Source organism: Jutongia huaianensis (assembly GCF_014384985.1).
GTDB lineage: Bacteria > Bacillota > Clostridia > Lachnospirales > Lachnospiraceae > Jutongia > Jutongia huaianensis.
In genome coordinates, this window is sequence record NZ_JACRSX010000008.1 from 52,593 (window position 1) to 66,416 (window position 13,824).

11 protein-coding genes are annotated in these 13,824 nt (G+C 45.9%); all 11 read left to right on the forward strand.

Annotated elements, in window-relative coordinates; translation table 11 throughout:
- Positions 1-108: 108 nt before the first annotated feature.
- The 11 genes from clpP to H8704_RS07840 all read left to right on the forward strand — a co-directional run bounded on the left by clpP (position 109) and on the right by H8704_RS07840 (position 13,733).
- Complete coding sequence (gene clpP / locus H8704_RS07790) at positions 109-696, forward strand: ATP-dependent Clp endopeptidase proteolytic subunit ClpP (protein ID WP_022465405.1); 588 nt, start codon at positions 109-111, stop codon at positions 694-696.
- Positions 697-776: 80 nt separating this feature from the next.
- A complete protein-coding gene (gene clpX, locus H8704_RS07795; RefSeq protein WP_022465406.1) occupies positions 777-2,066 on the forward strand; it encodes an ATP-dependent Clp protease ATP-binding subunit ClpX in 1,290 nt (429 codons plus the stop codon).
- Between the two features lie 124 nt (positions 2,067-2,190).
- The gene (lon, locus tag H8704_RS07800) at positions 2,191-4,533 is read left to right on the forward strand and encodes an endopeptidase La (RefSeq protein WP_249297883.1); all 2,343 of its coding nucleotides are present in this window, start codon (positions 2,191-2,193) and stop codon (positions 4,531-4,533) included.
- 66 nt (positions 4,534-4,599) lie between these two features.
- Positions 4,600-5,217 carry a ribosome biogenesis GTP-binding protein YihA/YsxC gene (yihA, locus tag H8704_RS07805; RefSeq protein WP_118678062.1) on the forward strand — a complete coding sequence of 206 codons (618 nt, stop codon included), beginning with the start codon at positions 4,600-4,602 and terminating at the stop codon, positions 5,215-5,217.
- A 120-nt stretch (positions 5,218-5,337) separates the two neighbouring features.
- Positions 5,338-6,393, forward strand: coding sequence for a D-alanine--D-alanine ligase family protein (locus tag H8704_RS07810; protein WP_249297884.1), 1,056 nt, complete (start codon positions 5,338-5,340; stop codon positions 6,391-6,393).
- Positions 6,394-6,456: 63 nt separating this feature from the next.
- Positions 6,457-7,878, forward strand: a complete 1,422-nt coding sequence (locus H8704_RS07815) for a UDP-N-acetylmuramoyl-tripeptide--D-alanyl-D-alanine ligase (RefSeq protein ID WP_249297917.1) — start codon at positions 6,457-6,459, stop codon at positions 7,876-7,878.
- A 591-nt stretch (positions 7,879-8,469) separates the two neighbouring features.
- Positions 8,470-9,489 carry a phenylalanine--tRNA ligase subunit alpha gene (gene pheS / locus H8704_RS07820; protein WP_249297885.1) on the forward strand — a complete coding sequence of 340 codons (1,020 nt, stop codon included), beginning with the start codon at positions 8,470-8,472 and terminating at the stop codon, positions 9,487-9,489.
- A 23-nt stretch (positions 9,490-9,512) separates the two neighbouring features.
- Positions 9,513-11,951: a phenylalanine--tRNA ligase subunit beta gene (gene pheT, locus H8704_RS07825; RefSeq protein ID WP_249297886.1), complete on the forward strand. Its 2,439-nt coding sequence runs from the start codon at positions 9,513-9,515 to the stop codon at positions 11,949-11,951.
- A gap of 2 nt (positions 11,952-11,953) precedes the next feature.
- Positions 11,954-12,457 carry a VanZ family protein gene (locus tag H8704_RS07830; protein ID WP_118678056.1) on the forward strand — a complete coding sequence of 168 codons (504 nt, stop codon included), beginning with the start codon at positions 11,954-11,956 and terminating at the stop codon, positions 12,455-12,457.
- A complete protein-coding gene (locus H8704_RS07835; RefSeq protein WP_022465425.1) occupies positions 12,450-12,779 on the forward strand; it encodes a DUF6142 family protein in 330 nt (109 codons plus the stop codon). Before H8704_RS07830 ends, H8704_RS07835 begins: the two co-directional genes overlap by 8 nt.
- A gap of 162 nt (positions 12,780-12,941) precedes the next feature.
- A complete protein-coding gene (locus H8704_RS07840) occupies positions 12,942-13,733 on the forward strand; it encodes a hypothetical protein (protein ID WP_118678054.1) in 792 nt (263 codons plus the stop codon).
- Positions 13,734-13,824 lie beyond the last annotated feature (91 nt).

The following is a 13,824-nucleotide window of genomic DNA, read 5'->3' on the forward strand; positions in this document are numbered from 1 at the left end:
GAAAATGCTCGTAGCGCAGAGTAAAGCCAACGAGAATTGCAAAGCAATTCTTGGAGGGCAAAACGCTGGTTTTGCCATTTTTGAACAAAAAGTTAGGAGGGTGTAGCAATGAGTTACAGTATACCGTACGTCATAGAGAAAACAAGCAGTGGAGAGCGTTCTTATGATATTTATTCCAGACTGCTTCAGGATCGTATCATTTTTCTGAGCAATGAGGTCAATGATGATATTGCAAGCCTGATCGTATCACAGCTTTTGTTTCTGGAGTCACAGGATCCGGGCAAAGATATCAGCCTTTACATCAACAGTCCGGGAGGCTCTGTCAGTGCAGGGTTTGCAATTTATGACACCATGAACTACATCAAATGTGATGTGGCCACATATTGTATGGGACTTGCAGCCAGTATGGGAGCTTTTCTGCTGGCAGGCGGTGCAAAGGGCAAGCGTTATGCTATGCCAAATGCAGAGATTATGATACATCAACCGTCTGGCGGAGCCAAAGGGCAGGAGACGGAGATCCGTATTGTGGCAGAGCAGATATTAAAGACCAGAGAGCGTTTGAATCAGATCCTGGCAGACAATACAGGAAAGCCTCTGGATGTGATCGTTGCAGATACAGAGCGCGACAATTATATGACCGCAGAGGAAGCAAAGGCTTACGGTCTGGTGGATCATGTAATTACGAAGCGGGCATAGCTGCGTGACAACGAAGTAATTCAAATATATCGGTGAGTGTTGTTGGTTTCACTCACATTATAATATGATTGGAGATTAGAATGGCAGGAAAGAAAGACGAAGGCAGACTGAAATGTTCCTTCTGTGGTAAGACACAGGATCAGGTACGAAAGCTGATCGCAGGACCAGGGGTTTATATCTGTGAGCAGTGTGTGGATCTGTGCAATGAGATTATCGAAGATGAACTGGACAGTGGCAATTTATCCTACGACAATGAAACAGAAATCAATCTTCTGAAACCGAAGGAAATGAAAGAATTTCTGGATGAGTATGTGATTGGTCAGGAGGATGCCAAGAAGGTATTGTCTGTCGCTGTTTATAATCATTATAAGAGAGTGCTGTCTGAAAAAAGCATGGATGTGGAGCTTCAGAAGAGTAATATTATTATGCTGGGACCGACGGGTTCCGGAAAGACATTTCTGGCACAGACGCTGGCAAAGATTCTCAATGTACCATTTGCCATTGCAGATGCGACGGCGTTGACAGAGGCTGGTTATGTAGGTGAAGATGTAGAGAATATCCTTCTCAAGATCATCCAGGCAGCAGATTATGATATGGAACGTGCGCAGCACGGTATTATATATATTGATGAGATTGATAAAATTACACGCAAGGGAGAAAACGTATCCATTACCCGTGATGTATCCGGGGAGGGTGTACAGCAGGCGTTGTTAAAGATTCTTGAGGGAACCGTAGCCAGTGTACCACCACAGGGAGGCAGAAAGCATCCACATCAGGAGTTTTACCAGTTAGACACGACGAATATTTTATTTATCTGCGGAGGAGCTTTTGATGGTCTTGACAAGATCATTGGTTCCCGGATCGGACAGAAATCCATCGGATTTAATTCTGAGATTTCCGACAAGGAAGATGAGAATGTAGGTGAGCTGTTCAAGCAGGTTCTGCCGGAGGATTTTGTGAAATTCGGACTGATTCCGGAGCTGATCGGTCGTCTGCCGGTCAATGTAGGACTGGATCTTTTGGATGAGAAAGCATTGGAGCGTATCCTGGTGGAACCAAAGAATGCGATTACCAAGCAGTATAAGAAGCTGTTTGAGCTGGATGATGTTAAGCTGACATTCCAGGATGGAGCAATTCAGGCAATCGCAAAACGTGCTATTGAGCGGGGAACCGGAGCCAGAGGTATTCGTGCGATCATTGAGTCAGTTATGATGAATGCGATGTATGAGGTACCGTCCGATGAGGATGCGGTAGAATGTATTATCACCGAGGCAGCAGCAAAGGGAGAGGCGGAGCCGATCCTTGTTACCAAAAATGATGAACGAAGAGAAATTTCCTCCGACAGCAATGCGAAGGATGAGATTGCGTAAATGAAAAAGGGCAAAACCAGTGTTTTGTCCTCCAAACAAAGAGAGGGCTGCTTTTGAGCACCCTCTTTTTAAAAATAAAAAGGTCATGGGGACGTGACCGAGCAGAAAGGAAACAAAAATTGCTATGATCAAGAAACCTTTAATGGCACTGCGGGATGTGGTGGCTTTGCCAGGGGTTACAGCATATATCGAGGTGGCCAAGGCAGAGACTGTCAGTGCGATGGAAGCGGCGATGGAAAATGACCAGATGGTGTTTACTGCAGCCAAACGGGATGCAGAGAGCAGCGATGTCAATATGGATAATTTATTTGAAGTAGGAACCATTGCAAAGGTAAAACAGATTGCCCGGATGCCGGATAAATATGTCCGGGTCGTTCTGGAAGGCGAGAAAAGAGCTCATCTGCTGTCTCTGGAAAGCACTGATGAAGGATATATTCTTGCAAATATACAGGAGTCCGAGGAAGAGGAAGATGTCTGGAACAATGCGGATATATTGTCCAATCATGGGGAACCGACAGAGCAGTTGAAGCGCGTGGCTATGATCCGGCAGTTGAAGCAGCTGTTCCGGGAATATTGTGACCGTCAGGGGAAAATGGGTCAGCAGCTTCAGGATATGGTCAGTGAAAGTATCGATCTGGACCGGATCATTTATATGATCACAGCGAATCTTCCGATTCATTATCATCTGAAGCAGGGAATCATTGAGCCGGATCGCATTGAGGATCGCTTCACAGAACTGATGATTGTGATGGAACGGGAACTTGGAATCCTGCGTCTGCAGGGAGACATTTCCGAAATGGTAAAGCAGCAGGTAGAGGATAATCAGAAGGAGTATTATCTTCGGGAGCAGATCAAGGCGATCCATAAGGAACTGGGAGAGGACGACGCAGAATCCGAGGCAGATAAATTTGAACGGAAGCTTGCCAAATTGAAAGCAACGGACAAAGTTAAGAAAAAGATCAAAGAAGAGATCAGCCGTTATAAACGGATCAGTTCCAATAATTCGGAGAGTGCTGTGATCCGTGGATATTTAGAGACTCTTCTTGCCATGCCATGGAAAAAGATGAGCAGGGATAATACAGATGTGGCTCATGCGAAGGAGATTCTGGATGCAGATCATTATGGTCTGGAAAAGGTCAAGGAACGAATTCTGGAATATCTGGCGGTAAAAAAGCTCAACAAAAATGGAACCGGCACGATCATCTGTCTGGTGGGACCTCCGGGAACAGGAAAAACTTCCATTGCAAAATCGGTGGCAAAGGCATTGGGTAGAAAGTATGTGAGAATCTGCCTGGGAGGTGTCCGGGATGAGGCAGAGCTTCGGGGACACCGCAGAACATATGTGGGGGCTATGCCCGGACGGGTGATCAATGCAGTAAAAAATGCAAAGGTTAAAAATCCTCTAATTCTGTTTGATGAGATTGACAAAATGGTCAGTGATGGAAGAGGAGACCCGGCAGCGGCCATGTTAGAGATTCTTGATCCTGAACAGAACAAGCATTTTTCGGATCATTATCTGGAGCTGTCCTTTGATCTTTCCAAAGCATTTTTTATCTGTACCGCAAATGGGACAGACACCATTTCAAGACCTCTTTTGGATCGTATGGAAGTGATCGAACTTCCGGGTTATACGGAGAATGAAAAGTTCCATATTGCAAAGGAGCATCTGTGGACAAAACAGCTTGCGCAGAATGGAATCACAAAACAGCAGCTTACCATTACAGACAAGGCACTTCGGACAGTGATCCTTCGTTATACGAGGGAAGCGGGAGTCCGTGGTCTGGAGCGGCGGATTGCTTCTTTGTGCCGGAAGGCAGCGAAGGTGATCGCACAGGAGGATACCAAGACGAAGATCCGGATATCGGACCGAAATGTAAAAGAATATCTGGGAAAACCGGTATATAAGCCGAATGCAGCCAATGAAAAGCCGGAGATCGGTATTGTGCGGGGACTTGCCTGGACCAGTGTCGGAGGAGAAACTCTGGAGATTGAGGTGATGTCTCTGAAAGGTTCCGGTAAGCTGGAGCTGACAGGGAAGCTTGGAGATGTGATGCAGGAATCTGCAAAGATTGCATTGACATATGTACGATATCTGGTACAGGATCAGGTATCCGAAGATTATTTTGAAAAGCATGATATCCATATCCATGTGCCGGAGGGAGCAACACCAAAGGATGGCCCGTCTGCCGGTGTTACCATGACTACGGCAATCTATTCTGCAGTGACCGAAAAAGCGGTCAGGGCGGATGTAGCCATGACCGGTGAGGTTACCCTGCGGGGACGTGTTCTTCCCATCGGGGGACTGAAAGAGAAGCTTTTGGCGGCGAAGGAAGCCGGAATTCAGGAGGTTCTGGTGCCAAAGGAAAACAGCCGTGATGTGGATGAGATGGAAGCAGAGATTCTGGATGGAATCGAACTTAAGTATGTGCAGAAGGTGGAAGACGTCCTAAAGGAGGCTCTTGCATAGAACAGAGTGGAGAATCGTGTGCTTGCAGTCCGTAGTTATGGGCTGGGAAAGGAATATAGGGTTACAATGAAAATAAAATCAGTAAATCTGGAAACAGTATGTGGAATTACCAGTAAAATGCCGGAGAACGATAAATTAGAGGTGGCTTTTGCAGGGCGTTCCAATGTGGGAAAGTCTACGCTGATCAATGGGCTTATGAACCGGAAGTCTCTGGCGAGAACATCATCCCAGCCGGGAAAAACCCAGACCGTCAATTTTTATAATATTAATGATCTGTTGTACTTTGTGGATCTTCCGGGATACGGTTATGCGAAGGTATCCCAGCAGACTGTGGAAAAGTGGGGCAAAATGATCAACCGTTATCTGGACGGTTCCAAGGTACTGCGCCTGATCTTTTTGCTGGTGGATATCCGTCATAAGCCAAACCAGAATGATCTGCAGATGTATGAGTGGTGTACCCACTATGGATTTAATCCCATTATCATTGCTACGAAGGCGGATAAGATCAAACGATCCCAGAAGGCAAAACAGATCAAGCAGATCAAGGAAACCCTTCAGGTGGTGGAGGGAACGCCGGTGATCCCATACTCATCTATGACGAAGGAAGGCAGAGAAGAGATCTGGGAGTATATTGATATGGTTTATGAGGGATTTTCACAGGAGCAGGATTTGCAAAGTGAATGACATTTTTTGGATATTTATTGCGTATTTTGTCCTATATACTAAAAATAGTTTGAAAATCGCTTCCTGTGATAATAACAGCAAAAACAGGAACAAAGCATGGGGAAAGGCATGGTGATTATAATGAAGATAGTTGTATTAGCCGGTGGACTTAGTACAGAGAGAGATGTATCCATCAATTCTGCATCAAAGGTGTGTAAGGCACTTCGGGAAAAGGGTCATCAGGCGGTCATCTTAGATATATTTCTGGGACATGGAAAGACAGGAGACAGTCTGGAGGGGATTTTTGAGGGAGATCCGCAGCTGACGCAGATGTCTGATACGATCCAGTCCGTGGATCCGGATCTGGAGGCGGTCAAGGCAATGAGAACAGAAAACCCGGACTGCCTGTTTGGACCAAATGTCATTGAGATCTGTCGCATGGCAGATATTGTATATATGGGACTTCACGGAGCAGAGGGAGAGAATGGAAAGGTACAGGCCGCCTTTGATGTGCTGGGAATCAGGTATACCGGCTCCGGTTATCTGGGAAGTGCCATGGCGATGGATAAGGGGGTCGCTAAAAAGATGTTCCAGGCAGCAGGAATCCCGACGCCGAAGGGATTTACAGTAAAGAAGGGAGAAAAGGATTCCGTAAAACGTGTGGTATCGGAGTTTGGTTTCCCATGTGTTGTAAAGCCTTGCTGTGGCGGCTCCAGTGTCGGGGTCAGCTTTGCAGAAAATGAGGCACAGTATCAGGATGCTCTGGAACTGGCATTTCGCTATGAGGATGAGGTAGTTGTGGAGGAATGTATCCATGGCAGGGAGTTTTCTGCCGGTGTTGTAGCAGGAGAAGCTCTTCCTGTTATTGAGATCATTCCAAAGACAGGGTTTTATGATTATAAGACAAAATACCAGGCAGGAATGGCAGAGGATGTCTGTCCGGCAGAGCTTAGTGAGGCTCTGACGAAGGAAATGCAGGGATATGCGCTGGATGTATATCGTGAGCTTAAACTGGAAGTATATGGAAGGATTGATTTCCTTCTCAATGAAAAGAACGAAATGTACTGTCTGGAGGCCAATACCCTTCCGGGAATGACACCGACAAGCCTTCTTCCTCAGGAAGCACTTGCTGTAGGCGTTGATTATGGTACCCTCTGTGAAAAGATTATTCAGGAAGCATTAAAAAAATATAAATAAACATTGTTTCACAAAAATATAAAAAGGGAGAGCAGTTATAAGAGACTGCAGATGGAGAGATTGATGAAGGGAATGACGTTAGAGGCGGTAGCACAGGCAGTAAAGGGAACTTATACCGGACCGGAGGAACGGAAGGAATCCGAGCTTTCTTCTATTACCATTGACAGCCGCCAGGTAGAAAAGGACGGTCTGTTTGTGGCGATCAAGGGAGCAAGGGTTGACGGTAACACATTTATACCGGGCGCATATGAGGATGGAGCTCTCTGTTGTATGTCCACGGAGCCTCCGAAGGATGAAACAAAACCATATATTCAGGTGGAATCATGCGAACAGGCATTGAAGGATATGGCAGAGTTATACCGGGCGGGGCTTACGATTCCGGTGATTGGTATTACCGGAAGTGTGGGAAAGACTACCACCAAGGAAATGATCGCAGCGGTATTATCTCAGAAATATGATACATTAAAAACATTGGGAAATTTCAATAATGAGATCGGTCTGCCTTTGACGATCTTCCGGATCCGGGAGCATCATCAGGCTGCTGTTCTGGAAATGGGCATTAGTGATTTTGGTGAGATGACACGCCTGGCAAAGGTGGCAAAGCCGGATATCTGTGTGATCACCAACATTGGTCAGTGTCATCTGGAAAATCTCGGAACCCGTGATGGTATCCTGAAAGCGAAAACGGAGATATTTACTTATCTGAAACCGGAGGGGAAGGCTGTATTAAACGGAAATGATGACAAGCTGTGCACATTGGATCAGGACGAACGTATCAGTGCGCCGGTATTTTATGGACTGCCGGATGGGGGTAAGTTGGATCAGACAAAGGAAGGTGCCAAGCTGTCTGTTTATGCACAAAACTGCGAGAGTCTTGGCCTGGCAGGTAGCCGGTTTATGCTGCATACCCCGAAGGGAGAGATCTCTGTGACGGTACCGGCACCGGGACGTCATATGATCTCCAATGCACTGGCAGCAGCGGCTGTGGGCTGTGAACTGGGACTTTCTCTGGAGCAGATCAAGGCAGGAATCGAGTCCTATGAGCCGGTGGGGGGTCATGGCCACATTATACAGACCGATGATATGACCATTATGGATGACTGCTATAATGCCAATCCGGTTTCCATGAAGGCAGGAATCGACGTGCTTAGTGAAGTGGAGGGCAGCAGGACCGTTGCGATCATGGGAGACATGTTTGAGCTTGGAGATGAGGAAGCACAGATGCATTATGAAGTGGGTCAGTATGCTGCCAGAAAGGGCATTTCGCTGATCATTTCCATTGGATCTCTGGCACAGAATTATGAGAAGGGCATTGAGGAGATCAGCCGGACCGGGGGCTATGCAGGGCGTCATCTCTACTTTGCGGACCTGGACGCATTTCTGGAAACAGGCATCCGGGAAATACGGAAGGGTGATGCGGTGCTTGTAAAGGCTTCCCATGCTATGCATTTTGAAAAGATTGTGAAAGTATTGCAGGAGCAATGATAAACAGATTTTTTGGTGGATGCCGGCACAGGCAGGAGAGGCAGAGAGTAGAATTTCCGATAACGCCTCAAAGTTAGGTCTTGTCAAAGATTAGAAAGTATGATATCATACAACCAAATGTAAAGGCGATGATCGCGTTTAGTAGAGAACATCGATCCGGTCAGAGAGAGGATGCCATCGGCTGAAAGCATCTTTACGTTCCCGGTGTGATCGAATTTCCCGCGTGAGCTGCAGACAGGAAAGAGAGACAGATAGTCCTATTTATTGTTATAATATTTTGGTGATGATCTATTTAGTATTGTCTGACGATTCGCACACGTTACGTGCAATGAAGTGTTTATGTGATGATACCGGAGGATGATGAAGCTCCATTGATTGGATTGTAGTTGTCAGTGTATCACAGCTTACATAAGAAACAGGGTGGTACCGCGGTAGATTCCGTCCCTGACATTGTGTCGGGAGGAAGCCGGGATACCAATTTCAAGCTCCTTGCGATGCAGGGAGTTTTTTTGATCTTAAGAAACCTTTTGTTTTTAGTTGATCATAGAAAGACTCCTTTCAAAAATCTATTTAAATAATCGGAGGTTAGTGATGAAAGACAGGTTAAAACAGATCATGGATGAAGCAATGGCACAGATTGATTCCTCTGACAAGCTGGATAAACTTAATGAGATCAAGGTGTCATTTTTGGGAAAGAAGGGTGAGTTGACATCCATTCTCAAGTCAATGAAGGATGTAGCTCCGGAGGATCGCCCGAAGGTTGGACAGATGGTAAATGATGCCCGCAGTAAGATTGAGGAGCATCTGGAGGAGAAAAAGAAAGCCTTTGAGCAGGCACTCCGTGAGGAAAAGATGAAAGCGGAGACAATTGATGTAACATTACCGGGACAGCGTATTCCGGAGGGACATCGTCATCCAAACACCATGACCCTGGAAGAAGTAGAGAACATCTTTATCGGTATGGGCTATGAGGTTGTAGAGGGTCCGGAGATCGAGAGAGATTATTATAACTTTGAGGCTTTGAACATTCCGGCAGACCATCCGGCAAAGGATGAGCAGGATACCTTCTATATTACACAGGATATTCTTCTTCGTACCCAGACCTCTTCCGTACAGGTTCACGAGATGGAGAAGGGCAGACTGCCGATCCGTATGATCGCACCGGGACGAGTTTTCCGTTCCGATGAGGTGGATGCGACACATTCTCCGACTTTCCATCAGATCGAGGGTCTTGTGGTAGACAAAAATATAACATTTTCCGACCTGAAGGGAACGCTGCAGGAGTTTGCAAAGCGTTTGTTCGGAGAAGATACAAAGGTAAAATTCCGTCCGCATCACTTCCAGTTTACAGAGCCGAGTGCCGAGATGGATGTTACCTGTTTTAAATGCGGCGGAAAGGGCTGCCGTTTCTGTAAGGGCGAAGGCTGGGTTGAGATTCTCGGCTGTGGTATGGTTCATCCGCATGTGCTGGAGATGAGCGGCATTGATCCGGAGGAATATACCGGATTTGCATTTGGTGTCGGACTGGAGCGAATTGCATTGTTCAAGTACGAGATTGATGATATGAGATTATTATACGAAAATGATACAAGATTCTTAAAACAGTTCTAAATAGAAGAAAGGAAGAAAATAACATGAATAGTTCAATATCATGGACAAAGGCGTATGTGCCGGATCTGGATTGTACGGCACAGGAATATATGGATGCAATGACATTGTCCGGTACAAAGGTTGAGGGATATACAGAGTTAGATAAGAATCTGGATAAGATCGTGGTTGGTAAGATCAATAAGATCGAAAAGCATCCGGATGCAGATAAGCTGGTGATCTGTCAGGTACAGATCGATGAGGCAGGCACAGAGGTACAGATCGTAACAGGTGCTCCAAATGTCAAAGAGGGAGATAAGGTGCCGGTTGTACTGGATGGCGGTCATGTAGCCAGCAGCCACAAGGATGGCGAGTCAGAGAATGGTTTCAAGATTAAAAAAGGAAAGCTCAGAGGAGTTGATTCCTTTGGGATGATGTGTTCCATTGATGAGCTGGGGTCTAATACGGATATGTATCCGGATGCAGCCGAGGATGGAATCTATATTCTCAGTGATAATCCGGAATATGCAGATGCACCGATCGGGGCAGATGCGGTAGAGCTTCTGGGACTTCATGATGTGGTATTTGAGTATGAGGTGACTTCCAACCGTGTAGACTGTTTTGGACAGATTGGTATTGCCAGAGAGGTAGCTGCAACCTTCCGAAAGGATCTGGTGCTTCCGGAGGTGACAGAGACAGGTAACGGCGAGAATGTCAATGATTATGTATCAGTAGAAGTACAGGCACCGGAGCTTTGCTCCCGTTATGTGGCAAGAGTCGTAAAAAATATCAAGCTCGCTCCGTCCCCGGAGTGGATGCAGCGTCGTCTTGCTTCGGTTGGCATTCGTCCGATCAATAATATTGTAGATATCACGAACTATGTAATGGAGGAGTATGCACAGCCAATGCATGCGTATGATCTGGACAAACTGGCAGATCATAAGATTATCGTAAGAAAAGCACACAAGGATGAGCCGTTTATGACACTGGATGGTCAGGAGAGAGTTCTTGACGATACCATGCTGGTGATCTGTGACGGGGAGAAGCCGGTAGGTGTTGCCGGTATTATGGGTGGAGAAAACTCTAAGATCACGGATGATGTGACTACTATGCTTTTCGAGGCTGCAACCTTTGACGGAACCAATATCCGTAAATCCGGCAAGAAGCTTGGTATGCGTACCGATGCGCAGGCAAAGTTTGAGAAGGGACTTGATCCGAACAATGCGATCGATGCCATGAACCGTGCCTGCCAGCTCATCGAGGAGCTGGGTGCCGGTGAAGTTGTCGGTGGTGCTGTGGACGTATATCCGGTTAAGAAAGAACCGATCACTATCACATATAATGTAGAGAAGATCAATGCCCTTCTTGGTACTGATATTGATGAGGATACCATGGTGGCATATTTTAAGAAGCTGGATCTGACAGTAGATCGTGAGAAAAAGGAAGTTCTTGTGCCAACCTGGAGACAGGATCTGGAAAGACTTGCGGATCTGGCTGAGGAGGTTGCCCGTTTCTTCGGATACGACAATATTCCGATGACACTTCCGTCCGGTTCTGCAACAGCAGGCGGACTTTCTGAGAAGATGCAGCATGAGAATATGGCAAGAGATATTGTGGAAGCCTATGGTTTTATGGAGGGAATGACTTTCTCCTTTGAAAGCCCGAAGGTTTATGACAAGCTTCTTCTGCCGGCAGATGATGTGCTGCGTAAGAGCATTGCCATTATGAATCCACTGGGAGAGGACTACAGTGTTATGCGGACGTCAGCCATTGGTGGTATGCTGACCTCTCTTGCAACAAACTATAACCGCCGAAACCAGAATGTCCGTCTTTACGAGCTGGCAAATGTATATCTTCCAAAGAGTCTGCCGCTTACCGAGCTTCCGGAGGAGCAGATGCAGCTGACACTTGGTATGTACGGTGAGGGAGATTTCTTTACCATGAAAGGTGTTGTAGAAAGTCTGATGCAGCGCATGGGACTGAAGAAGGCAGCAAAATATGATCCACAGGCAGGGAAGAGCTTCCTGCATCCGGGGCGTCAGGCGAAGGTGATCTATGAGGGATGTGAGGTTGCATATCTCGGTGAGATCCATCCGGAGGTGCTTGACAACTTCTCCATCGGACAGAAGGCATATATTGCGGTTGTCAATATGAAGCAGCTTTCTGAGCTGGCAAGCTTTGATGTGAAGTATGTAGGTATTCCGAAATTCCCTGCTATGACGAGAGATATCAGTCTGACCATGAAGAAGGAAGTATTGGCTGGGGATATTGAGGAAACCATCCGTACAAAGGGCGGCAAGCTGATCGAGTCAGTGACACTCTTTGATATCTATGAGGGAGCCCAGCTTACCCAGGGGTATAAGTCTATGGCATATAAGATCGTATTCCGTGCACCGGACCGTACCCTGAAGGACGAGGAGGTAAACAAGGCCATGGATAAGATTGTCCGTGCCCTTGAGGAGAAAGAAATTGTATTAAGGAGCTAGGAATGAAAAATGCGAAAAAAGTAATCCGCATCCTGTCATGGTGTATCTTTGTGGTGTATCTGGTGGCACTGGTGTATTTCCTGTTTTTCAGCGAGCAGCTGGGACGGGTGCCAAGTGACGAATACAAATACAGTCTGGTGCCATTTAAGGAAATCCGCAGATACATCTTCTACTGGCATGCAATCGGCAGTTATTATGTTCTGTTGAATCTTCTGGGAAATGTTGTGTGTTTTGTTCCCTTTGGATTTGTGCTGCCGGTCATTTCAAGAAATCAGCGTAAATTCTGGAAGATTCTGCTGCTGAGTTTTCTGACATCGCTGCTGGTGGAGCTGATCCAGCTCGTATCCAAGGTAGGTTCCTGTGATGTGGATGATATGCTTCTGAATACATTAGGAGGAATCATCGGTTATGTACTGTTTCGCTTTTTTCACAGAATATTTTTCTGTCGGAAGAGTGTGGAACAACCGGAGAAAACAGAAGGGCAGGTGAGAGAGGATCATGTCTAAAAAGAAAAGACGTAAGGATGGTCTTCATCTGACAGATAAAAAGCATCCGAAACAGGGAATCTGGTCAACAGTTTTAGGAATTTTATCTCTTGTCCTGTTTTTGGTACTTTGCTTTCTGTCAGGAGAGGCGGGTGGAAAAGCCGGAGTCTGGATCGGTATTTGGGGAGTGGTTTGCGTTGCCATTAATATCTGGGGCTTTGTGCTAGCTATGCTCAGCCTGAAGCTGGATAATATCAGACAGCTATTTCCGTCTCTCGGTGTGATCATCAATGGTCTGATGATCTTGATGTACCTGGTAATATATATTTTAGGAACGGCGTAACCGGGAAATCATTAAAAAATAATAAATTGTATGAAATAAGATCCTGTCTCCTTGCGGGGACAGGATAATTTTTGTATACTTACAACTAAGAAAAAGCGTGCATCAGATAATGAAAATTTGAAAATATATTATTTATAAGGTGTGCCGGGAAGGTTGGTTTACATGGCGAGAATATTTGACGATTCCGTTGAGGATGACAAGAGCAAGGTGAAAAAGGATGGTCTGATCTATCAGCAGAGAGACGATACGGATTATAAAAAAGAGTACGAAAAATTGGACAGTAAGGGGAAATTCCAGTTTTTTAAGGATTATTATCTGCCAACCATCGTGGTCATTGCCGTGATCGCATTGGTGGGAGGTTATTTTTTGTATGGGGCTCTGACGAAGCCGCAGACAGTATTATATGTGGCGATCTGTGACCAGAATCTGGATGATAAGCAGGTAGACAAGCTGGAAAAAGCGGTGGGTACTTATCTGGGTCTTGATAATAAACACGAGATCGTGACGATCAATACGGAGTTTAACTCTAAAAACGGTACCTTAAGCGAGCAACTGCAGAGTTATATTTATGCCGGAACCTGTGATATTGTGATCGCACCCAAAGAGGGCTTTACCGGTTACGCTACTGCCGGGTATTTTTTCGAGCCGGACAGTTCGGATACCGTAGCGGCATTTAAGGACTGGCCTAAGGATAAGAGAATATATTGTCCGATCATTGACGGAGAGAACATCCGTGGAGAGAAGGAGATTGACGAGACAAAGTATAATTTCGGCATTGATGTTGCAGATTGCAAGAAGTACAAGGCACTGGAGGGCAAAAGCAAATCTGCCGTGCTGGGAGTGTCCAATTCTTCCAGAAAGCAGGAGGAAGCGGCTGCTTTTATAAAGTTTTTGACCGATGATTCTTTAAAAGATGGGGATGTAAACCCGGATTTTGCTCTACAAAGCAAATAGCACTTTCAAATATTTTGCAAAAAATGAAGAATAAAAAGAATAACTCTTTTTAAACTTTTCTTTGAAAAGAGTTCCCGAAAGTTCCTTGACA